Source organism: Neoalteromonas flava (assembly GCF_002807685.1).
Classification (GTDB): domain Bacteria; phylum Pseudomonadota; class Gammaproteobacteria; order Enterobacterales; family Alteromonadaceae; genus Alteromonas_E; species Alteromonas_E flava.
Map to the genome: position 1 here is coordinate 117,656 of NZ_PEAX01000002.1, position 22,987 is coordinate 140,642.

A 22,987-nucleotide genomic window follows, 5' to 3' on the forward strand; every position below is an offset into this window, starting at 1 on the left:
AATAGCGGCTAATAACAATGGTTTATCGGGTTAAAATCGGTGAATACGGCTATTCAGAGACTTTTACTGCGATAGGTTGACCTTTCTGCTGCTTTTTCATCAGTCGTTTGGTTCTGTCAACCACATCACCAACGAGCTGTCCACACGCTGCATCAATATCATCACCGCGCGTCTTTCTGACCACCACCGTAAACCCATAACTCATGAGTACCTTGGCAAAGCGATCAATACGCGAATTACTCGAACAGGTATAGGGGGAACCTGGGTACGGATTGAATGGGATCAAATTGATCTTACTAGGCGTATCTTTCAATACTTTTGCTAATTGATGAGCTTGGTCAGTGCTGTCATTGATTTGATTTAGCATGACATACTCAACTGTCACTCGACCTTGGTTCGCTTTAGACTTGGCTAAATAACGGCGTACTCCGGCTAAAAATGCATCAATATTGTACTTTTTGTTGATTGGCACAATTTCATTACGCAGTTCATCGGTAGGCGCATGCAGTGAAATGGCCAAAGCCACATCAATCTGGTCGCCCAACATATCGAGCGCAGGTACGACACCTGAGGTAGATAAAGTGACACGACGCTTAGATAAGCCAAAACCAAAATCATCTAACATAATATCCATCGCTGGCACGACGTTTTTGAGATTGAGTAATGGCTCTCCCATTCCCATCATAACCACGTTAGTGATTGGACGTTTACTGCTATCGTTAGACAAGCCTAACGTGGTAGCCACTCGCCAAACCTGACCGATAATCTCGGCAACCGATAAATTTCGATTAAAACCCTGTTGCGCGGTTGAACAAAAGGTACATTCAAGGGCACAGCCCACTTGAGACGATACGCACAAAGTGGCGCGGTCAGTTTCTGGGATCCATACTGTTTCTACTTCTTGACCGCCGTCAAGACGCAAGGCGAACTTGATGGTTCCGTCAGTAGCATTTTGCTGATAAGCAATTTCCGGTGCACGGATCTCACATTGCGCGGATAATTTTGCGCGCAATGATTTGTTCAAGTTGGTCATCTTGTCAAAGTCATGCTCGCCGTGCTGATAAATCCACTTCATCAGCTGATCGGCACGAAATGGTTTTTCACCAATGGTGGCAAAAAATTCACGCAGTCCAGCTCGATTAAGGTTCAGCAAATTAACGCGCTTCTGCTCTGGCTGTGCCATTTGAACAGAATCTGATTGAGTTTCGACGTTTGCACTAGTTGACATTTTTAGGCCTCATTGAATACGCAAAAAGGGAGCGATAAGCTCCCTTTATCGATTCTAGCTAGTAATTAGCGAGTGCGAGGGCAGATTTCTTCTTCAGAGAAGAAATAAGCAATTTCACGAGCTGCTGATTCTGGCGCATCTGAACCGTGTACCGCATTTTCATCGATTGATTCAGCATAATCGGCGCGCAGAGTGCCCGCAGTCGCTTCTGCTGGATTAGTTGCACCCATGATTTCGCGATTACGTACAACCGCATTTTCGCCTTCAAGCACTTGCACCATTACCGGACCAGATGTCATGAAGTTAACCAATGCAGTGAAGAAAGGACGCTCTTTATGCTCAGCATAGAAACCTTCAGCCTGCTCTTTGCTCATGTGCAACATTTTAGAAGCAACAATGCGTAGACCAGCAGTTTCGAAACGGTTATAGATTGCACCGATCACATTTTTAGCTACTGCGTCAGGCTTGATGATTGAAAAAGTACGTTCTAGAGCCATGCTCCATCTCCGAAAAAATAGGTTAATAAAATTTTGGTGGCGGATTATATGCAATTACGCCGCAAATGCCTAGTGTTGCCGTACAACTATTCATCAAGAGTTATGTATTGATGCCCGTTCACGCAGTTTGGGAACGACATTTTGGATGCAGTGCACGGCATAATCAATTTCAGCTTCAGTAGTAAAGCGCCCGATACTAAAGCGAATTGAACTCAAAGCGTCTGCATCGCTGAGCCCCAAAGCCTTGAGTACATATGAGGGTGCCACTGTTGCACTGTTACACGCAGAACCGGAAGATACCGCCAATTCACCCAGCGCCATTAGCAATGACTCGCCATCAATGTCGGGAAAACACACATTGAGATACCCGGCGCAGCGCTTGTCCCTATCACCGTTAAGTCGCATCATTGGAATTGTTGCTATGCCTTCCCAAAAACGCTGGGCTAGCGCAGCAATACGCTTTTGTTCTGCCGCCATCTCTTGGCCGGCCAGTTCAAACGCGGTGCCCATTCCCACAATCTGGTGCGTCGCCAACGTGCCCGAACGCATGCCTCGCTCGTGCCCACCACCATGGATCAGTGCTGCTACGCGCACTTTCGGCTTGCGACGCACAAACAATGCTCCAACGCCTTTTGGACCATAACTTTTATGCGCAGAAAATGACATTAAGTCGACAGCTAGGCTTTGCAAATCAATCGTTACTTTACCGGTGCTCTGGGCCGCGTCCACATGGAAGAGAATGCCTTTTTTACGGCAAATTTCACCAATCGACGCAATATCTTGGATAACACCAATCTCGTTGTTGATATGCATGACTGAAACCAGCACCGTATCGTCTCGCAGGGCTGCGGTGAGTTGTGCTAGGTCCAATACCCCATTGGGTAGCGGTTGCAAATAGGTAACCTCATAGCCTTCCTGCTCAAGCTGTTCACAGGTATCCAACACCGCTTTGTGCTCAGTGGCGAGAGTGACAATATGTTTGCCTTTCTCCGAATTGGCATAAACTGCCCCTTTAATCGCTAGGTTGTCAGACTCTGTCGCTCCGCTAGTAAAGATAATCTCTCTGGGATCGGCATTGACTAAATCAGCGATTTGTCCACGCGCAATGTCGACTAATTCTTCAGCTTGCCAACCGAACTTATGTGAGCGTGAAGCGGGGTTGCCAAACGCGCCATCAAGGGTCAAACACTGCATCATTTTTTCCGCCACCCGCGGGTCAACCGGCGTGGTCGCAGCGTAATCGAGATATATCGGAGTCTTAACAGAGTTCATTTCAATCTCATATGCAAAGCAGCCGCTTAAATTTGCGGATCGAAGGCTTCTTTTGCCTGTTCTTTCGTCAAGTTCACGGTGGGTTTTAAGCCGGTCTCAGCAAAGTCATCCACTGTTAACGAATGCAACGACTTAGTACACACGTTGCCCCCCATCGCTTGGATGGCGGCACACATTTCTTCTACCTTGGCATCCATTAAATGGACATGCTCTAACATTACGCCCATCGCGTTGGCCACAGGATCGGGATTGTCCGCAGCCACAGCGTAGGCGTCGAAGCCATATTTTTGTGCGATTTTACTGCGTCTCTCATTATCCACTGGATTGGCTGTTGTCGTCTCTGCTTTGGCAGCGATAATTCGCCCAGGGATCCCAACAGCAGTAGCCCCTGCGGGAACATCGCGAACTACAACTGAGTTTGAACCAACCTTGCCACCTTCTTCAATGGTGATTGGGCCTAACACCTTTGCTCCGGCTCCTACAACCACGTTATTCTTTAAGGTCGGGTGGCGTTTACCGCTTTTCCACGTCGTACCGCCCAGAGTTACCCCATGGTAAAGAGTGACGTCATCGCCAATCTCAGCCGTTTCACCAATGACCACACCCATGCCGTGATCAATGAAAAAACGACGCCCTAAGGTAGCACCGGGATGAATTTCAATGCCCGTGAGCCAACGTGAAAACGTCGATATCGTGCGTGCCAACCATTTCCAGTTGCGCCGCCACAACTTGTGACTCAAGCGATGGATCCAAATGGCGTGTAATCCAGGGTAATTAGTTAATATCTCAAAGGTATTGCGCGCCGCCGGATCTCGATGAAAGACGCTAGCGATATCTTCTTTGATACGCTCAAACATACGGCTAAAACCTTAACTATTATCAGCAGGCGGCTGGTCTGCCGCTGTCGTTGAAACTGTGGTGGATTTATCGATTGACGACAAGATACCACGCAAAATGTTTAACTCCAGAGACTCTGGACGCGCGCGATTGAACAATCGACGTAACTTAGTCATTACCATACCCGGATGGTTTTTAACGATAAAACCGGTTTTAGTGAGTGACTGCTCTAAATGTGTATAAAATCGTTCCAAATCTTCTGCAAGCGGATACTCTTCTTCTACGCTAGGGTGTGAGTCTTGCTCTAAGAAGGCCATGCGCACTTCGTAACACAAGGTCTGCACCGCTGCGGCCAAATTTAATGAGCTGTATTCTGGATTTGCCGGGATACACACATGAAAGTGACATTGCTGCAGCTCTTCATTAGTTAAGCCATTGTTTTCACGGCCAAACACTAACGCCACAGGATATTTCTGTGCTTCAGCGACCAGTTTTACCCCACAACCGCGCGGCTCTAACATCGGCCAGGAGTGCGTGCGCGAGCGTGCTGAAGTCCCAACCACCAATCCACAATCTGCGACAGCCTCTTCGAGCGTACTGACGGATTTTGCTGCAGCTAATACATCACCCGCACCCGCCGCCAAAGCTGACGACTTTCCGTCTGGGGGCGAGACTGGGTCAACCAATACCAATTGACTTAACCCCATAGTTTTCATCGCCCGCGCAGCCGAGCCAATGTTGCCTGTGTGTGAGGTGTTGACCAAAACGATACGAATGTTGTCTAGCATAAAACCTTATTGATACGTCACGTATTCCAGTAATAATGGCCGGAGTTTAGCACATTCGTATGTGACTGGCAGTGCCAAAACGATTTAACTCAGAACCGGAGTTTATGGATTAAATGATTGCAAAAAAGCGCGGTTCTGATAGTATCCGCTCGTTTTTTGGTCGCGCTATCTGGCGGACCGTTTTCTGTTCTTTGACAACTGATGGTGACTACAATGCATCCTATGCTAAACATTGCGGTGCGCGCTGCACGCGTGGCCGGAAATATTATTGCTCGCGGGTTTGAAAACCGTGACGACCTCGATACTCAGTCAAAAGCCAAAAATGACTTTGTGACCCGCATTGACAAAGAAGCTGAACAAGCCATCATCAGTAAAATCAAACAGTCTTATCCCGACCACGCCTTTTATGGCGAAGAATCTGGCAAACAGGGTAGCGACGAAACCTTTACTTGGATCATTGACCCGCTCGACGGCACAACTAACTTTATCAAAGGCATTCCACACTTCTGTGTATCAATTGCTTTATTGCACAAAGGCCGCTTAGATCAAGGCGTAGTATTTGACCCTATCCGCGGCGAACTATTCACCGCAAGCAAAGGCGCTGGTGCGCAGTTAAACGGGTACCGGATCCGTACAGGTAAGCAAAAAGATCTAGAGCAAACGGTCTTAGCAACTGCCTTCCCTTTCAAACAAAAAGATACGCTGGCAAGCTATACCGATAGTTTTACCCGAATTTTTACCGCAGCAGGTGATATTCGTCGCACTGGCTCTGCGGCACTGGACATGGCTTATGTTGCAGCTGGTCGCTTTGATGGTTATTGGGAGCGCGGTGTACAGCCTTGGGACATCGCAGCAGGTGAACTTTTAGTGCGTGAAGCTGGTGGTTTGGTTACTGACTTTAAAGGCAACAATGATCCACTTTACGCTGGCGAAATGGTGGCAGGCAGCCCGCGAGTAGTTCAGCAATTAGTTAAGCACCTTAAATAACGGCTTATTGCGAGAAGGTTAAAAGTGAAGCGTACTCGCAAGCACAATTACCAATCGACACTGACAAACAAAAAAACCGCTCGTTGAGCGGTTTTTTTTGCTTAGCGATTATCCCTTAGGGCATCGCGTCAAATTCTTCACCTTCTTTTTCCACTTGAGGTGGCATCAAATCTTCTTTGCTAATACCCAGCGACAACGCCACCGAACTGGCAACGTAGATTGATGAATAAGTACCAATGATCACACCAAACAACAATGCGGTTGCGAATCCGTGGATCAATGCACCGCCTTTAAAGAACAAGGCTAGCAATACTAATACCGTAGTCAATGAAGTAACGATGGTACGGTTCAACGTTTGGGTTAACGAGATGTTGATGATTTCTTCTGGCGTGCCTTTGCGCACCTTGCGGAAGTTTTCACGAATACGGTCGGAAACAACGATGGTGTCGTTCAGCGAGTAACCGATTACGGCAAGCACGGCCGCTAGGATCGTCAGGTCAAACTCTAGCTGCAGCACCGCAAACAAGCCTAAGGTTATGATTACATCGTGCGCCAATGCGCCAACTGAGCCCAAAGCAAAACGCCATTCAAAGCGCATGGCAACGTAGATCAAGATACAGATCAGTGCGACTAACATCGCCAATCCGCCCTGCTCGGTTAACTCTTCACCCACATTTGGACCAACAAACTCGATCCGACGCATATCCACTTGCTCACCTTCAGCGCGCAATGCAGCTAAGATCTGATCACCAATCGTGGCAGAGTTAACCCCTTCGCGCGGCGCAATGCGGATCAATACGTCTTGGCTGCTACCAAAGTTTTGTACGATTGCATCGGCAAAATCTGCTTCCGTCAACTGCACGCGAATTCGTTCTAAATTCGCGGTATTAGGGTAACCCACCTCAATCAAGGTTCCACCAGTAAAGTCCAAACCCAAGTTTAATTTATTGGTGGTTAATGCCACGATAGAACCAATGATCAAAATTGTCGATAGGATCATCATTGGCATGCGCAAGCGCATGAAGTTTACGGTTTCGGCTAATTTAAGTAATTGCATGATGATTCTCCTTAAATCGCCAATTTGCTTACTTTACGGCCACCCCAAATGAGGTTAACCAAAGTGCGCGTTACGATGATGGCTGTGAACATTGAAGTCGCGATACCAATCATTAAGGTCACTGAGAACCCTTTGATAGGACCCGTGCCCACAGCAAATAAGATGAGACCAGCAATAAAGGTGGTGATATTCGCATCAAGGATTGTAGAAAACGCACTATCAAAACCATGATGGATCGCCTGCTGAGGACTACGTCCTTCTGCGAGTTCTTCTCTTATCCGTTCAAATATCAGTACGTTGGCGTCAACTGCCATACCAACAGTTAGTACAATCCCAGCCATTCCCGGCAGGGTTAGCGTTGCGCCTGGGATCATCGACATAATGCCCACAATCATAACCACGTTGCCGATTAGCGCAATATTGGCTACAACGCCAAAGGCTTTGTAGTACACCAACATAAAGGCTAAGACCAAAACCATACCCCACATGATGGCTTGCATACCTAATTCAATATTCTCTTTACCGAGGCTTGGGCCAACGGTGCGCTCTTCAACGATTTGAATCGGGGCAATCAGCGCACCCGCGCGCAAAAGTAAAGATAGGTCACGCGCTTCTTTGGGTGAATCTAAGCCGGTAATACGGAAACTGCTACCCAGCTGAGCTTGAATAGTCGCGACGTTGATGACTTCCTCGTGCTTTTCGAACACCAACTTGCCATTCGCATCACGTTCATCAGTGGCCTTGTATTCAATGAATACTGTCGCCATTGGCTTGCCAATGTTACCGCGTGTATTACGGGACATTTTATTGCCACCGTCACTGTCTAACGAGATGTTGACCTGTGGAATACCATATTCATCCACGCCACTACTGGCGTCGATAATGTGGTTACCAGTCAGCATTATGCGTTTTTCCAGTAACTGTGGCACGCCATTACGATCTTCCAACAATTGTGAACCCGCCGGTACACGGCCATTCAATGCATCACGAATATCGTTGCGCTGATCCACCATACGAAACTCTAGCGTTGCCGTGGCATTAAGAATTTCTTTTGCGCGGGCAGTGTCTTGAATACCAGGCAACTGCACTACAATGCGGTCAGCACCTTGTTTCTGCACCAGGGGCTCAGCAACACCTAATTGGTTAACCCGGTTACGGATAATGGTGATATTTTGCTTAACCGCGTAGTCACGAATTTCTGCCAAACGAGTTTCAGAAAAAGTCGCTTCGATGCGCAAATCGCTCTTTTCTTCAAAGACTAAGTCACGATTGCGGTTACGTAAGAAAAACTCAGCGCTGTCCAATGTTTCTTGGTCACGAAAAACAATCTCAACACCATTCTCGATAGCGCGCACAGAGCGATAACGCAAACCTTCTTCACGCAACGCTGTGCGGAAGTCACCTTGCGCGTCCTCTAAGGCTTTTTCGATGGCCGAATTCATATCGACTTCCATCAAAAAATGTACCCCACCACGCAAGTCCAAGCCCAGCTTCATTGGTGCACCACCAATGCTAGAAAGCCATTCTGGCGTGTCCGGCGCAAGGTTCATGGCAACAAAGTAGTCATCTCCTAGCGCTTGCTGCAACACTTCACGCGCGACTAACTGCACATCGCCATCCGCAACGCGCACCAAAATTTGGTCATTGGCGAATTCAATACGCTTGCTGGCAATGTTATTTTCTTCTAGCGTGGCATTGATTTGCTCAACCATGCTTTGCGTGACTTGAGCGTTTCGCCCAGCGGAAATTTGCACCGCGTGATCTTCACCGTATAAATTAGGCAATGCGTAAAGTGCACAGCCAAATACAACGATTAATACCAACAGTGTCTTCCAAATTGGATTTTGATTTAACACAACAACATTCCTTTGAAGCCAAGCTCGCTTGGCGTCATTTCAATTAAATAGCTTTCATTGTCCCTTTGGGCAGAACAGCGGTTACCGCAGCTTTTTGCACCACGATGTTATTCGTTTCATTAAGGGCTATTTCAATGAAATCTTTGTCTTCACTCACTTTGGTGATCTTGCCGACAAGGCCACCTTGGGTGAGCACTTCATCGCCTTTACTCAATGATGCAACCAGGTTTTTATGTTCTTTAACGCGCTTCGCTTGTGGACGATACAACAAGAAGTAGAAGATCAGACCAAACACCACCAACATGATGATCATTTCAAAGCCGCCGCCTTGTGGGCTACCAGCTGCTTGCGCGTGTGCGTCAGAAATAAAAAAACTCATATCATTCCCCGTTTATTTTGTTGTTATAACGCCGGTACCGGCATGTTTTTCTTTGCATAAAAATCTTGTACGAAATCATCGAGTTCATTGGCTTCGATGGCATCGCGCAACCCTTGCATCACGCGCTGGTAATAGCGCAGATTATGGATTGTGTTCAGTCGTGCACCCAGTATCTCGTTGCACTTGTCTAAGTGATGTAAGTATGCACGAGAATAATTTTTACAAGTGTAACAGTCACAATTTTCATCCAATGGTGCGGTATCGGTTTTATGCGCAGCGTTGCGGATCTTGATAACACCCTCAGTGACGAATAGGTGACCGTTGCGCGCATTGCGCGTTGGCATCACACAATCAAACATATCGATACCACGTCTAACCGCTTCAACAATGTCTTCCGGTTTACCGACTCCCATTAAATAGCGTGGTTTATCCGCAGGAATTTTAGGTGCCGTATGTTCAATAATCCGGATCATATCTTCTTTGGGTTCACCGACCGATAGCCCGCCAATGGCATAACCATCAAACTCGATATCCATTAAGCCAGCCAACGAGACATCACGCAGGTTTTCGTACATACCACCTTGTATAATCCCAAACAATGCCGACTCACTATCACCATGCGCGTCTTTACTGCGCTTTGCCCAGCGCAGTGATAATTCCATCGATAGCCGGGCTTCTTGTTCCGTCGCTGGGTATGGCGTGCACTCATCGAAAATCATCACAATGTCAGAGCCTAAATCGCGTTGCACTTCCATGGATTTTTCCGGCGTCAGTAAGATTTTTTCCCCATTGATCGGCGAACGAAAAGTAACGCCTTCTTCTGTGATCTTGCGCAAATCGCCAAGAGAAAAAACCTGAAAACCACCACTATCAGTTAGGATAGGTTTCTGCCAATGCATAAAATCGTGCAGATCGCCGTGCTGGCGAATGATCCCGGTGCCGGGCCGTAACATGAGGTGAAAGGTATTTCCTAAACAAATATGCGCACCTGAAGCGTCAAGCTCTTCAGGCGTCATGCCTTTGACTGTACCGTAAGTACCTACCGGCATAAACGCAGGCGTTTCGACGACGCCTCTTTCGAACACCAATTGGCCGCGCCGCGCGCCTTTATCAGTGTTTAACAGTTTAAACTGCATGAATATTCCGACAACTGTGTTATTGCAAAAATTTGGGGCGCGATTATACCAGTTATCTCAAGAAGGTCATGTGTTATCCGCTTTTTCAATGAACATTGCATCGCCGTAACTAAAGAAGCGGTACTCATTTTCAATAGCTTGCTGATATGCGGCCATGACATGATCCCGCCCAGCAAAGGCACTGATCAGCATCATCAGGGTCGACTCCGGCAGATGAAAATTAGTAATCATGGCATCGACCACGTTAAACCGATAACCGGGATAAATAAAAATACTGGTATCATCAAAAAACGTGGCTATTTCACCACTACTGCCGGCGGTTTCTAATGACCGAACTGAGGTCGTACCGACGGCGACTACGCGTCCACCATTGGCTTTTGCGGCTTTTACCGCCGCAACCACGTCTTCGGGAACCTCAGCATATTCAGCATGCATTTGATGTTCTTCTATGTTTTCCACACGCACAGGTTGGAAGGTGCCCGCCCCCACATGCAAGGTAACAAAGGCTAACTGAACCCCTTTTTTGCGCAGCGCTTCCAGTGTTGCGTCGTCGAAGTGCAAACCCGCAGTAGGTGCAGCAACGGCTCCCGGCTTCTCACCATAAACCGTCTGGTAGCGAGTTTTATCGGAATCTTCGTCAGGTCTGTCAATGTAGGGCGGTAAGGGCATGTGCCCATACTGATCGAGCATGGCCAAAATCGATTCTCCGCCCTTAAACTCCAGCTCAAATAGCGCACCTTGACGTCCCACCACTTCAACATCAATGGCGTTCTCAAGTCGCAACAGGGTGCCAGGTTTCGGGGCTTTGCTTGCGCGCACATGCGCTAAAGCAGTGTTACTTTTTAAGATACGTTCGATCAATACCTCGACCTGACCGCCTGTCGCCTTTTGCCCCATCAACCGAGCGGGAATAACCTTGGTATTATTGAATACCAGCAAATCATTTGGCTGTAATAAATCCAGAATATCAGTAAATTTACCGTGCTTTACCTCACCGCTTTTACCGTCTAGCTGTAACAGCCGACTCGCAGTGCGTTCCGGGGTTGGATACTTAGCGATTAAATGTTCAGGTAACTCAAAATTAAAATCTGACAATTTCATAGGTATTCACTATATAGCGGTGGGTTTAGTCGAAGGGAAACTTACAGTGTGCGGATTTTACGTATCATTTCTAATACCTGCAATGCGTTTTTGATACTCTAATTGCATCGATAATCCCGTCGTTTCTGGCTAAAGTTTATACAACTTCACTTCTTCCATGTTGTAAACAGACAGTGTTGTTCTCCTAACTTCCTTATTGCTCGCTCCGGCGAGCTTTTTTTATTGTTGGATATCATCCAAGATTTCAGTAACGCTTTCAAAGTCTAACGAACGTACATTAAGTACAGACATAATTTGTAACAAAAGGTCGGCACCTAAAATTCCTTTATTAATTTTGTTGCGTAAGTTGTCTGCACTTTGCTGGATCCCAATGGCGTCAAGACGCTCACTCAACGCCTGATAAGTCACGTCCCGCTTGGACATTTCCATTTTGATCACACGTTGTAATGCAATGCGCCAAAGAGCATTCGTTTTTGCAGTCATGATACCTCACAAACGTAAATTATAATTCACAAATAGACTGTATTTGCTACTTTTGTTTAAAATTAATATTGACACGTTTAACCTCAAATGACTACACTTTTGAGCGTGCATTAACTGATACCCAAGACATAGTCTTATTTCTCGATTAAGGGTAGAGTATACACATAGTCCACAGTAACTGGAGAAAGTGAATGAGCTGGAACTTGCAACAACTGACGGAACTGCTTGCTGAGCAGGGTCAATATGTAGTCACACAGGAAGAACACTGCTTATTGATAGCTAACGAAGATGGCATTGATGCCTGGTTAGCCATTAGTGGCGAGCAAATTTTAGTCGAAAGCTTACTTTTCGCGGTTTCTGAAGTGACTGATACTAAAGCCCTAAATGACGAGATCTTACGCACCCATATGATTTTCCCATTGACGACCGTCGGCATCTCAACGGTAGGCAATGAGGATTATTACACTGCCTTTGGGTCGTTAAGTGCACAATCAAAAGCTGAAAGCGTGTTGATCGAGATTGAGACCCTGTTTCAAAACGTCGCAGGATTTCTCGATGCGTATCAATCTCACCTCAGTGTTAGCGTTTAATCAGTCAGGAGATTTTTATGTCAGTATGGCGAAAGTTAGTCACCGCGGTGAAAGGTGGTGCCACAGAAGCAGCGCAATCGGTTGTGGACAGTCAAGCAATCCGTATCCTTGAGCAAGAGATCCGTGAAGCGAAAGAAGAATTGCGTAAATCCGACCACGCGCGCACGCAAATTCTGGCTAAATGCAAACTCGCTCAACAAAAGGTGGATAGTCTTGACGCGAGCATCGCACAATATGAAGAACACGCGCGCAAAGCAGTAGATACAGACCGTCAATTGGCCTTGGACTGTGCGCAAAAAGTCTCTGATTTAAAAGCAGAACGTGAAGCTGAACAAAGCTATCTTGACCAGTTTAAAAAATCGGAAACTCAACTCGCGCAAAATATTTCCCAAGCGAAAGCCAACTTGCGCCGCTTGGAACAGCAAGTTGATATGGTTAAAGCCACAGAGTCTGTGCAAAAAGCTCAGGTAGCAGTTTCATCAAGACACATGGGTGCGAATAGCAAAATGAAGACGGCAACGGAGTCATTGCAGCGCATTCAAGAACGCCAAACTCTGCGCAACGCTGAATTGGAAGCAGCAGAAGAACTCGCCAGCAGCGAATCTTCTGATGATTTGGAAAAGCGTCTTGCTGCAGCGGGGATCAAAGGCGGGCAAAGCTCTGCAGATGATGAGTTAAGTCGTATTCTTGGCAAATAGAGACCACTATGAATTTGTGGGGTAAAGTCCGCAAAGTAATGTTGCAATACTTCGCCGAGGCGCGCTGGTACACCATCGCCTTGGTGTTAGTATTTTACGCCATAAGTAGTTGGTGCCTACTCTATTTAGCCGACGAAACCGCACTGCTGAGTGCGCATGATTTTATTTATTGGTTGGCCGTCACCGGTTCTACCGTGGGTTATGGTGATTATTCACCGGTAACCCCTGCGGGTAAAATGATTGTCGCGTTCTATATCATCCCTTTAGGTTTAAGTATTTTTGCGATGGTCGTGGGCCGCATTGCAAGTTGGGTTTCGCGCCAATGGCAAAAAGGAGTGTTAGGTTTGAAAAGTCTCAACGTTCAGGAGCATATTCTGGTTATCGGTTGGAACGACAACCGAACCTTACAATTACTCAAATTACTGCTGCAAGAGCGCGCTGACTCAAGTGATGCGCCTGACATCGTCTTGTGTGTACGAGCCGAAGTGAACAATCCGCTGCCAGGCGAGATCGAGTTTGTCAAAGTCGCGTCTTTTAATAATGATGAGATGGATCGTGCCGGTGTCGCCGATGCGAAAACCATTATTATCGATAATCCTTTGGACGATGTAACAATGACGACCGCATTGTATTGCGCGCAACGCAATCCCAATGCGCACTTGGTCGCCTACTTTCATGATGAAAACCTATCTAAACTGCTCGAAAAACATTGTCCGAATGTAGAGTGTACACCGAGCGTGGCGGTGGAAATGCTAGCAAAATCAGCATTTGATCCGGGTTCCAGTGTGCTCCATCACGACTTATTGGATGTCCAAGAAGGCCAAGCCCAATACTCTGTTACTGTGCCGCCAAGCGTAACTGAACTCTCATTAGAGGCGATATTTATCAATTTAAAGCGCCAGTACGAAGCCATTTTTATCGGTTACGCGCCGCAGGGAGATTATCGCCAAATGCGTGTCAACCCAGTGCTTAGCGAGTCAGTCTCTGGCGGCGACAAGCTCTTTTATATCGCTGATAAACGTATACCCTCAGTGGATTGGCAGCGCTTGGTGGCCGAGGGGTAATGCATGTTTAAGAAATGGTTCTCTAAACCTGAAGAAAATACGCCCAAAGCGCCAGAAATTATGGGCTTGTACTTGGGTGGTTCGTTTGAGTTAGATGCGCTAAAACTGCGTTTGCTGGTGCCGCAGCTGTTGATAGAAAATCCCGCCAGTAAACACATTATTCAAGCAGTTGGTGAAGTCGAGTTGGATAGCGGTGGCAAAATGCTGCGTTTTTATACTGACGATGATGCGTTTTTACAAGTTGTCCTTGATGGTGGCGACACAGAAGCGCATATCACTGACGTGAAGCTATGGTATTTCTACGATACCCAGACCATTGGCAATGATCAGCAATGGCAGGAAGCGTTGGCATCGGGTATTTCACAGCCAGAATACACTCTGGACGGTACTGTTTTCTCTCGGGTTTGGAATGCCGTCGGTGAAGTGTCTCCATCCGTTGCCTTTACCGAGACAACCTATGAAGAAGATGGTGATACCAGTCAGACTGATCAGTTTATGATGCTGTATGAACGGCAAATCGATGCAGATACTTTTGAATCTCTCTTAGTTGCCGGTGAAGAGAAAATCGTTAACCACAATGTAGACCGGTGTTTAGTGCGCAGTACCGGCTTTGATATTCAACCTGCGGATATAAAAATCAACGGTTAAAACAGGCTGGCGTTTAGGGATTAAGTTGATACTCTATTGCTCATAGTCAATAGAATGCAGACCTTGGCTTAACGCGAATAAGCTTACGCAAGGTCTTTTTTTGACCGACATTGGTGTTACAGAATTAGAGCCAATTTTTGCACTTTGCAGCATGAATTTAAAAAGGAAACTCATATGGACGCACTTTACGCATCAATCTCAAATCTAGACTCTTTTGCGATGTATTTCGCAATCAGTATCGTATTCTTATTTGTTTTTAAAATTATCTACGCCTTTGTAACCCCTCACGATGAATGGCATCTCGTCAAAGAGCAGCGCAGTGTTGCCGCAGCGATCGGTTTCGGTGGCGCAATGGTCGGGTTCGCCATTGCACTGGGAGGCGCGGTAGCAAATTCGCAATCACTCATTGATTTTGGCGTGTGGGGAGTCGTCGCGATTATTGCTCAAGCGCTGGCCTTTGCAGTGCTGCGCTTTACCTTCATGCCTAAGATTGCTGAACGGATTAATAATGATGAGATATCTGCAGGGGTTATGTTAGCCGCAGTCTCTATCGCAGTAGGTTTACTCAATGCAGCATGCATGACGTACTAAGGGGGGCTTATGTCAACACGTAAACGCTCTGGCAGTATTAATTTGCATCGTATGCGCAAAATGTTTGCGCTGAAACCCGTCGCCGTAGGTGTTGCTTCGATTTTCCTGACCGCTTGTGGCGATCGTCAGGAAGGGATCATCTACACCTCACTAGATGAATGTGTCAATGACAATCCGGCGTCGGCTGCTGATGTCTGCCGCGCAGCCTATGAAGAAGCATTAGCCGAGGCTGAACGCACAGGGCCCAAATTCGCTTCAGAGAATGACTGTGAATACGAATTCGGCCCCAATCAATGTCGCTACGTAGATACCAATCAAGGTTCATTCTTCATGCCTTTCATGGCCGGCTACATGGTTAGCGAATTACTATCACCGAAGAAACGCTACTATACACAGCCGATGTATACCTCCTACTCCCGCTATTCACCGTTTCGTGGGCGCTGGGCAATGGCAGATGGTTATGTATTTGACGGTGATATCCGCAATAATCGTTACCGTGTACGTGAATCAACCTTTGAGAAGAAACCAACGGTTGCACGCACTATCAAGCGTGGTGGGTTTGGCAGTACGGTAAGAGCCAAGTCCAGTTGGGGAAGCTCATCACGTAAAGGTAGCTGGGGCGGCTAATTTGTTACGCATTCCTATCGCTGAGCGCCCGCGCTGGCGCCAGCGGGCTGCTGAGTTCGGCTTTCATTTCCATACCATGTACGGTGAGCCCTATTGGGATGAAAGTGCGTACTACCAATTTACCCTTGCACAAATAGAAACTGATATTGAAGATCCAACGGCTCAGCTACATCAGATGTGTTTGGCAGCAGTTGCAACTGTGGTCAATAGCGATGAATGGTTACGTCGATTCCAAATACCTGAGACTTTTTGGGATCCAGTGCGTGAGTCTTGGCATACTCAACAGCCCTCGCTTTATTCAAGGCTTGATTTAGTCTATGACGGCAAAAGCCCGGCTAAGCTATTAGAAAACAATGCCGATACACCGACGTCTCTGTACGAGTCTGGCTTCTGGCAATGGCTTTGGCTAGAGGACAATGTGCAAAAAGGTGCGTTGCCCCGCCAATGTGACCAGTTCAATTCCTTACAAGAACGTCTGATCCAGCAACTTCGAGTGATTGCTAACTATTATCAATGTGAACACATGCATTTTAGTTGCTGCCAAGATACTGAAGAAGATCGCGGTACCGTGCAGTATTTACAAGACTGTGCCAGCGACGCGGGATTACAAAATAGTTTTGTGTATATCGAAGATATTGGCCTTGCAGAAGATCATTCTGGCAAGCTGATTTTCTCTGATCTCGACGATGCAGCAATCGCGTGTTGTTTTAAGCTGTATCCTTGGGAGTTTATGCTACGTGAGGAGTTCGCAAGCTCAATTGTTGAGGCGAAAACCCGCTGGATCGAGCCATTATGGAAATCCATACTCTCAAACAAAGCATTGTTGCCGCTACTTTGGCAGCTTTATCCCGACCACCCTAATTTATTGCCGGCTTATTTCAGTGCTGATTGGCAACAATTAAGCCATGCAGAAAAACAATCTCGCTGGGTGAAAAAGCCCATTTTTTCGCGTGAAGGTGCCAATATTAGTGTTATTCAGGGAGATGCCGCACTACTTAGCACTGATGGCCCCTACGGAGAGGAAGGATTTATCATGCAAGCGCATCACGCGCTACCACGCTATGCTGACAACTATACCTTAATCGGTTCATGGCTGGTAAATGACCAGCCCGCAGGGATTTCTGTGCGCGAAGATACCTCACCGATCACGCAAGATCTATCACGCTATATGCCCCACGTGATCCTTGGCTGAGCTGAAAGTACATTAAGCTACCTAAATCTACGCTCTTACGAATTGCAACGCTGAGTCCATGCACTTCGCAGTATTAAAAATGTTGCGTAAGGGTAACACTGGGTAATTTTTTCAGCCTCCCCTGTAAAGCTGCAACTTTGACTAGACCCACAAATTTACAATAATTAATTTTTTCATTATTAATCAATACCTTACCTGTTGGTACGCGATTAGCATGAGTAGTATTGAATTTTTAACGGAGGAAAAAATTATGAAACGCACATTACTTGCACTATCAATCGCTGGTCTTTTCACTGTAGCTGCACAGGCTAATCACCACAATGCAGCGATGGATAAAAACTCAAGCACAACCAATGCATGGCAGGATACTGCAATGGACGCTTGGATTGATGGTAAAGCCGAGGCGACATTGCTGTTCAACGGTAATTTAGATTCGTTCGACATTAATACCGATGTGAAAGACGGTGTTGTTACACTCACGGGTAAGGTTGATAGCTCAGTCGACATGAAACTTGCAGAGGAGTTAATTACCGGGATTGACGGAGTCAATGAAGTAGACAATCAATTGGTTGTGGTTGAGTCAGAAAGAGACATGTCAGACAACGATTCGATGCAATCCTTGACGGACGCCAAAATCGCGACTGTAATCAAAACGCGACTGTTATTTGATACCGATATTTCTGGGACAGATATCAACGTGGACGTAAATGATGGCGAGGTAATGCTCAAAGGCGTAGTAGATTCGTCTACCGAGAAAGACCTGGTGGTTCAAATTGCGGAAAATGCCACTGACGTCCGTTCAGTATCCGCTGACATTGCTATCGCGGAAACAGAATAGTGTGATAGCGTTATCGAACGTCATATGGCGTTCGACTTCAGACTAAGAGAAAAAAGAGCGCACTAGCGCTCTTTTTTTTATGCGTTCTGAATTATTGCTTTAACTTGCGCCTTGACAACATTCCTGATGAGCTCAATATGCTGCGTTTCAATGTGCGATATTTGCATGCCGCGGAGCAATGACTCTCGCGCAACCAAAAAAGCTAAAACCTGCCCAAATACGGCATGGCATTGGACCTTTACTCGATCACTATCAGCGGATTGACCGGTACACTGCGCCCAAAGCCTGTGCTTCAGTGCTTGCGCGTGGCAATAGTAGCGTTGATAAAAAATATCGTACGCGGCAGTTGGGGTAGCGTGCTCGCGCATTATAAATTGCGACCAGCGAATACTGTCTTCACCTTGTAAGAACAACTCACAGAAGGAGTCAATCAAACCCAGAAAAACAGTTTCTGCTTGCTCAGCATCTAGCTTGTCTACCTGCTCTATTGCATGTGCCAACGGAGGGCCTATTTCCTGCCAAATATTGTCAACAATGTAGTGCATACAAGCATCATATAAGCCACGCTTACTGCGAAAATAGTATGGGATTGACGCGATATTAGCGTTTGCTTGTTCTGCTACGTGCCGAGTCGTCGCCTTTAATCCAAATTGTCCGAATTGATCAATGCCGGCTTCCAGTAATGCAACCGCAGTTTGGCTGGCTAAAATGTCAGAACCAATAACAGATGGTGGAATAATCATACATACTTCTCGATTTTAAACATTAGACTGTAGAGCACCGGCACGACCCCTAAAGTTAACAAGGTCCCCACGGCTAAACCAAATGCAATTGCCCCCGCCATGGCGTAAAACAGAGCATCCTGGCCAATAATCAATGGCATCAAACCGAGAATGGTTGTTGCCGTTGACATAATAATTGGACGCAAGCGACGCACACTGGCGCTGATAATCGCATCAAAGCGTTGGCTTTTTTGCGTTGTATCATCCAGTTCTGCAATTTCACTATCGATCCGATCAATCAACACAATTGCATTATTAATGATGATCCCGGCCAGTGCATACAGCCCTAATATGACCATAAAACCAAAGTTACCCTGTAGCACATGCAAACCAACCGCTGCACCAATTATGATCAATGGAATAGTAGTAACAATGATCAAGGTTCTGCGGAATGATTTAAACTGACCGATCAATAACACCAGAATAATCGCGACACACAATGGCAAGTTCTTATTCAAAGACGCCTGCGAGTCTTTTGAGTCTTGGATCACGCCGTCATACTCAATGCTATACCCAAAGGGCAATGAAGCGCGTATCGCAGATATCTTTTGCTCTAACAAAGGCACCATGTCTTCTGCATTCATTAACGCATTCTTAGCCTCAATCGTCACCGTGCGAAACATGTTTTCTCGGGCGATGCGGGCGAAACCCGTTTCGTAATCCAATGTCGCCACTTGCATTAATGGAATGTTGCGCTCCAAACCAGAAGAGAACACCGTTGCCGTAGCTAACCGGTCAAGGTTAAAACGCTCTGATTCAGGGGCTCGAATGATAATTGGTAAAATATCATCACCCTCCCGAAACTCACTAACCACTAGCCCACTAAAGTAACTTTGCAACGACTGCGCAATATCTTGCGAACTCACGCCGGCGCGTCGCGCTTGCTGCTGATTTACGTTTATACGAATTTGCGTAACCCGATTTTCCCAGTTATTACGAATGGCATAAATACCGTCTATTTCACTGATATGTTTTTCAATTTCACGGGCCGTGTCGAATAAGTATTCCGCATCAGGCCCCTTAATCTGCAGTTCAATTTTGCTTGAATCAGACGGACCTAAGAACATTTTGGTAACCTTCGCCATGGCTTCTGGATACTCCTTAGCGAACATCTCGCGCAACGCATCAATCGTTGGCTGAGCATGCCGTCGATCGCCCACGTCCAGCATAAAAAACGATTTATGCGGCTCGGTATCAATCGGGGTAAGTGAGAGCACAAATCGGGGCCCACCAAAACCGCCATAGGCGACTTGTTGCTGAATGTATGGGAAGCGAGATTTGTCCTCTAAATCAACCATCACCCGTTGCATCAAACTAGTGGTCTCACGCATCGAGCTACCCGCTGGTAAATCTAAGTAGATTAAGACTTGTGAGCGGTCCGAATCCGGGAAAAATTTCACCGGAACTAGCGATAACGCATAGCCACCGAGGATGAACAAACCAAACATGGCGAGCAAGAACAAACTACGAAAACGCAATATTATACTAAGGCTTTTCTCGTAGGCTGGATTTAATTGATCGAAGACCGCATTAATTTTACGACGCACAACGCCGACGTCTTGCTCACGCTTAATTTTTACGAAGTGATAACACAGCAATGGTGTTACGGTCAGCGATAAAAACCAACTAACCAACAAGGAAATCAAAATGACTAAGGAAACCGAGCGGGTATACTCACCCGATGCGCTTTCTGCGAGCATTAACGGCAGAAATACCAATATGGTCGTAAGCGACGAGGTTAATAGGGGGATTGCTAGCGTCCTACCCGCCTCTGCTAGCGCTTGCTCGCGGCTTTCACCGTCCTCCAAGCGGCGTTTGAAATCTTCGGCAACAACGATGCCATTATCCACCAGTACGCCAAGTGCGATAATCAACGTGGCCAGCGACATGCGCTCCAAGGCCATTCCACTAAAGGCCATGACCGACATGGTTACCAGGATCACGGACGGTACAATAGAGCCAACGATCAAGCCTGTGCGCAATCCAAGAAACAGAATTACAACTGCTGACACAATACTTAATGTTTGAATAACGTTGAGACTCACGCCATTCACTGCAGCCGCAACCACGTCTGCTTGGCGCGTAATGGTGTGCAAACTAAAACCGGCGGGAATTGATGCCTGTAAATCTGCCAGTAAGGCCTCAACTTTAGGGGTATAGCTAAGCACATCGGCATTGTCATTTTTCGCAATCGCAAATACGACTGCTGGCTTTCCCCGATAAAATGCGGTTCGAACCGGCGGATCAACTTGCTTACGCGCAACTTTGGCGATGTCTTTTAATTGAATTGACTGCTCCAGCCCCGGTATTACGATCAGGGTATCCTCAATGTCCTCAATAGTGCGGTAGTTACCCGTAGGCTGAAGGGTTAAATTGGTCCCATTAGCATCAATTGCGCCACCTGGGCTGATAATATTTTGTTGCTGCAAGGCCTGTAATATCAGGTTCGGCGCAATGCCTAACTGGGCAAGCTTGGCGTTAGTAACTTCAATCACCATTTGCTCGGGTTGAACTCCCAGAATATCCACGCGCTTGGTGCCATCAAGGGTAAAAAGAAAATCACGGACATGCTGCGCAACATCAAACTGTTCACCCCAACTTATCCCTTCACTAGCCGTCATGGCGACAGTTAAAATCGCCACATCACCGAAGCTATCATTGATCCGAGGGGCTGATGAGCCTTGTGGCAATTGATTAACAACCAGATCAATTTCTTGCCGCAAGTCATCCCAAATTTGGTCCAATTCCGTGTATCTATCTTCAATTTGCACGTGAATAATCGACTGTCCAACTAAGGAAACAGAGCGTATCTCTTTGACCTCGGGTAAGTTTTGGATTGCCTCTTCTAGCGTTTTCGTGATCAGCAATTCCACGCGTTGGGCCGGAAACCCTTCCAATTGAGTCGTGACAACCGCTTCGCGCACGGTAATTTTCGGGTCCTCTTGGGCCGGTAAATTAAAATAACTAAACACGCCAAATAGCATGAGTGAAACGACCACCGCAATTAATAGGCGATTATAGCGTAGGCCTAATTCTGAAATATTCATGATAGTCGCCAACCTCTATTGGTTGATAGTTTGCGGATAAGCATCAGTGATGTGCACTTGCTGTCCATCGTGCAAAAAGTCCAGACCCACGCGGACAATCTGCGTTACGGGCTCGTGCGGAGTGAAAATCGCCATATCATCACGCATACTATTCACGTCAATTGCCACTTGTCTGACCCACGTTTTACCTGATTGCTGTTCAATCGCTAATACGTAGTGAGAATTACTCGATGCCGCTGCGATAGCTGACAATGGTGCCTGCAGAGCCCCCTCCGGAATAGCCAGATCATTCAGCGAAAACCTAACCTCAGCCGACATGCCTGGTTGTAAGGATTGTCCGAGGTTTTCTTCACCTAGCGCAATGGTCACAGGGAATGCATTAGCGCGTTGCGCTTGTTTTCCTTTTTCAAACACAGTCCCACTTAGTGATTGGCGTTGTTGATTCAGCAATACGTCAACCTGCACACTATCGCCTTTTTGCACTTGATTAATCATTGACTCAGGCACCAATACCGCGACTTCGAGCGCGTCCGACCCTTGAATAGTTAATATCGGTATATTCGGTGATATCTGTTGCGACGGTTCAACATGACGTTGAGCTACACTGCCAGCATAAGGCGCTACAAGTTGGGTGTCGGCGAGATCTTCTTGCGCGATTTCTAAGCGTGTCTGAGCCACACGGACTTGGTCAGCTAGCGATTGGAACCTTGAAGCAGCGAGATCAACTTCCGCTTGGGACACAGCTCCGGAGCTGACTAATTGCTGCTTACGCTTAAAGTCCAATTCCGCCTCAGTCAAACGTGCTTTCGCCTCAGATAATTGCCCCTGCTGCTGCTGTACAGCAAGCACGAATACTTTGTCATCAATCTGGGCGAGGACATCACCGCGAGCAAAGGTCTCCCCAAGGTTCACATTAACGCTTGCAACAACTCCAGGGATCTCAAAACTTAGTTCGCTCTGATCAACCGGTTGCAGTACGCCAGATAGCGTGCGCGATACCTGCTGCGACGAATTTATTGGATGATAGGCAATAACTGAACGAATGATAGGATCGTGTTGTGGCGGTTTAGAACAGCCGAGTAAAAGCAATAGCGTACCCGAAAAAATAACAATTTGGCGATAGTTCATGTGGTTCTCCAATATCCATTGACGACCATCTTAACAGATATAATCAACCGATTAAATCATTTGATTTAATCGGTTGATTATATTTTCTAAAGTTTAATTCTAAGGTTGATACCAGCGCATCGACTGTTCAGAATTAATACTGGGAAAAATTTTCCCAACCC

At 46.7% G+C, this 22,987-nt stretch carries 23 protein-coding genes; 9 read left to right on the top strand and 14 right to left on the bottom strand.

Translation table 11 applies throughout. The features are described from left to right. Nucleotides 1–49 precede the first annotated feature (49 nt). From rlmN to trmJ, 5 genes are all read right to left on the bottom strand, one after another. Nucleotides 50–1,183: a dual-specificity RNA methyltransferase RlmN gene (rlmN, locus tag CSH92_RS04420; RefSeq protein WP_164084666.1), complete on the bottom strand. Its 1,134-nt coding sequence runs from the start codon at nucleotides 1,181–1,183 to the stop codon at nucleotides 50–52. 110 nt (nucleotides 1,184–1,293) lie between these two features. Further along, a complete protein-coding gene (ndk, locus tag CSH92_RS04425) occupies nucleotides 1,294–1,725 on the bottom strand; it encodes a nucleoside-diphosphate kinase (protein WP_100656411.1) in 432 nt (143 codons plus the stop codon). A 93-nt stretch (nucleotides 1,726–1,818) separates the two neighbouring features. Beyond that, nucleotides 1,819–2,997: an IscS subfamily cysteine desulfurase gene (locus tag CSH92_RS04430; RefSeq protein ID WP_100656412.1), complete on the bottom strand. Its 1,179-nt coding sequence runs from the start codon at nucleotides 2,995–2,997 to the stop codon at nucleotides 1,819–1,821. A 26-nt stretch (nucleotides 2,998–3,023) separates the two neighbouring features. Then, nucleotides 3,024–3,854, bottom strand: coding sequence for a serine O-acetyltransferase (cysE, locus tag CSH92_RS04435; protein ID WP_100656413.1), 831 nt, complete (start codon nucleotides 3,852–3,854; stop codon nucleotides 3,024–3,026). Between the two features lie 12 nt (nucleotides 3,855–3,866). Continuing rightward, complete coding sequence (gene trmJ, locus CSH92_RS04440) at nucleotides 3,867–4,622, bottom strand: tRNA (cytosine(32)/uridine(32)-2'-O)-methyltransferase TrmJ (protein WP_100656414.1); 756 nt, start codon at nucleotides 4,620–4,622, stop codon at nucleotides 3,867–3,869. 213 nt (nucleotides 4,623–4,835) lie between these two features. Between trmJ and suhB the strand changes: the two genes are divergently transcribed. Continuing rightward, nucleotides 4,836–5,609: an inositol-1-monophosphatase gene (gene suhB / locus CSH92_RS04445; RefSeq protein ID WP_100656415.1), complete on the top strand. Its 774-nt coding sequence runs from the start codon at nucleotides 4,836–4,838 to the stop codon at nucleotides 5,607–5,609. Between the two features lie 115 nt (nucleotides 5,610–5,724). On the opposite strand, the gene secF is transcribed toward suhB, so the two are convergent. The 6 genes from secF to CSH92_RS04475 all read right to left on the bottom strand — a co-directional run bounded on the left by secF (nucleotide 5,725) and on the right by CSH92_RS04475 (nucleotide 11,621). Further along, a complete protein-coding gene (secF, locus tag CSH92_RS04450; protein WP_100656416.1) occupies nucleotides 5,725–6,666 on the bottom strand; it encodes a protein translocase subunit SecF in 942 nt (313 codons plus the stop codon). 11 nt (nucleotides 6,667–6,677) lie between these two features. Further along, the gene (gene secD / locus CSH92_RS04455; RefSeq protein WP_100656417.1) at nucleotides 6,678–8,522 is read right to left on the bottom strand and encodes a protein translocase subunit SecD; all 1,845 of its coding nucleotides are present in this window, start codon (nucleotides 8,520–8,522) and stop codon (nucleotides 6,678–6,680) included. A 43-nt stretch (nucleotides 8,523–8,565) separates the two neighbouring features. After that, nucleotides 8,566–8,901, bottom strand: coding sequence for a preprotein translocase subunit YajC (gene yajC, locus CSH92_RS04460; RefSeq protein WP_100656418.1), 336 nt, complete (start codon nucleotides 8,899–8,901; stop codon nucleotides 8,566–8,568). 23 nt (nucleotides 8,902–8,924) lie between these two features. Beyond that, nucleotides 8,925–10,037, bottom strand: a complete 1,113-nt coding sequence (gene tgt, locus CSH92_RS04465; protein ID WP_100656419.1) for a tRNA guanosine(34) transglycosylase Tgt — start codon at nucleotides 10,035–10,037, stop codon at nucleotides 8,925–8,927. 66 nt (nucleotides 10,038–10,103) lie between these two features. Then, nucleotides 10,104–11,138, bottom strand: coding sequence for a tRNA preQ1(34) S-adenosylmethionine ribosyltransferase-isomerase QueA (queA, locus tag CSH92_RS04470; protein WP_100656420.1), 1,035 nt, complete (start codon nucleotides 11,136–11,138; stop codon nucleotides 10,104–10,106). Between the two features lie 219 nt (nucleotides 11,139–11,357). After that, a complete protein-coding gene (locus CSH92_RS04475) occupies nucleotides 11,358–11,621 on the bottom strand; it encodes a DUF6471 domain-containing protein (protein ID WP_100656421.1) in 264 nt (87 codons plus the stop codon). Between the two features lie 191 nt (nucleotides 11,622–11,812). Between CSH92_RS04475 and CSH92_RS04480 the strand changes: the two genes are divergently transcribed. The 8 genes from CSH92_RS04480 (at nucleotide 11,813) to CSH92_RS04515 (ending at nucleotide 17,869) form a co-directional block, all read left to right on the top strand. Then, the gene (locus tag CSH92_RS04480) at nucleotides 11,813–12,211 is read left to right on the top strand and encodes a YjfI family protein (RefSeq protein WP_100656422.1); all 399 of its coding nucleotides are present in this window, start codon (nucleotides 11,813–11,815) and stop codon (nucleotides 12,209–12,211) included. 17 nt (nucleotides 12,212–12,228) lie between these two features. Next, complete coding sequence (locus CSH92_RS04485) at nucleotides 12,229–12,909, top strand: PspA/IM30 family protein (protein WP_100656423.1); 681 nt, start codon at nucleotides 12,229–12,231, stop codon at nucleotides 12,907–12,909. Between the two features lie 8 nt (nucleotides 12,910–12,917). Further along, nucleotides 12,918–13,973, top strand: coding sequence for a potassium channel family protein (locus tag CSH92_RS04490; RefSeq protein WP_205662121.1), 1,056 nt, complete (start codon nucleotides 12,918–12,920; stop codon nucleotides 13,971–13,973). Between the two features lie 3 nt (nucleotides 13,974–13,976). Next, on the top strand, nucleotides 13,977–14,621 hold the full coding sequence (locus CSH92_RS04495; protein WP_100656424.1) for a YjfK family protein: 645 nt from the start codon (nucleotides 13,977–13,979) through the stop codon (nucleotides 14,619–14,621). Between the two features lie 174 nt (nucleotides 14,622–14,795). Further along, nucleotides 14,796–15,212 carry a DUF350 domain-containing protein gene (locus CSH92_RS04500; RefSeq protein WP_100656425.1) on the top strand — a complete coding sequence of 139 codons (417 nt, stop codon included), beginning with the start codon at nucleotides 14,796–14,798 and terminating at the stop codon, nucleotides 15,210–15,212. A 9-nt stretch (nucleotides 15,213–15,221) separates the two neighbouring features. Then, the gene (locus CSH92_RS04505) at nucleotides 15,222–15,839 is read left to right on the top strand and encodes a DUF1190 domain-containing protein (RefSeq protein WP_100656426.1); all 618 of its coding nucleotides are present in this window, start codon (nucleotides 15,222–15,224) and stop codon (nucleotides 15,837–15,839) included. A 1-nt stretch (nucleotide 15,840) separates the two neighbouring features. After that, the gene (locus tag CSH92_RS04510; protein ID WP_100656427.1) at nucleotides 15,841–17,031 is read left to right on the top strand and encodes a glutathionylspermidine synthase family protein; all 1,191 of its coding nucleotides are present in this window, start codon (nucleotides 15,841–15,843) and stop codon (nucleotides 17,029–17,031) included. 250 nt (nucleotides 17,032–17,281) lie between these two features. Next, a complete protein-coding gene (locus CSH92_RS04515) occupies nucleotides 17,282–17,869 on the top strand; it encodes a BON domain-containing protein (RefSeq protein WP_100656719.1) in 588 nt (195 codons plus the stop codon). Nucleotides 17,870–17,946: 77 nt separating this feature from the next. Here CSH92_RS04515 and CSH92_RS04520 read toward each other — a convergent pair whose 3' ends face one another. From CSH92_RS04520 to CSH92_RS04530, 3 genes are read right to left on the bottom strand one after another with little or no spacing between them, the layout of a single operon-like run. Continuing rightward, complete coding sequence (locus tag CSH92_RS04520; RefSeq protein WP_100656428.1) at nucleotides 17,947–18,612, bottom strand: CerR family C-terminal domain-containing protein; 666 nt, start codon at nucleotides 18,610–18,612, stop codon at nucleotides 17,947–17,949. Next, on the bottom strand, nucleotides 18,609–21,698 hold the full coding sequence (locus tag CSH92_RS04525; RefSeq protein WP_100656429.1) for an efflux RND transporter permease subunit: 3,090 nt from the start codon (nucleotides 21,696–21,698) through the stop codon (nucleotides 18,609–18,611). The genes CSH92_RS04520 and CSH92_RS04525 overlap by 4 nt, the downstream gene beginning before the upstream one ends. A 15-nt stretch (nucleotides 21,699–21,713) precedes the next feature. Continuing rightward, nucleotides 21,714–22,826 (bottom strand): efflux RND transporter periplasmic adaptor subunit, encoded by a 1,113-nt coding sequence (locus tag CSH92_RS04530; RefSeq protein WP_100656430.1) that lies wholly within the window; start codon nucleotides 22,824–22,826, stop codon nucleotides 21,714–21,716. Nucleotides 22,827–22,987 lie beyond the last annotated feature (161 nt).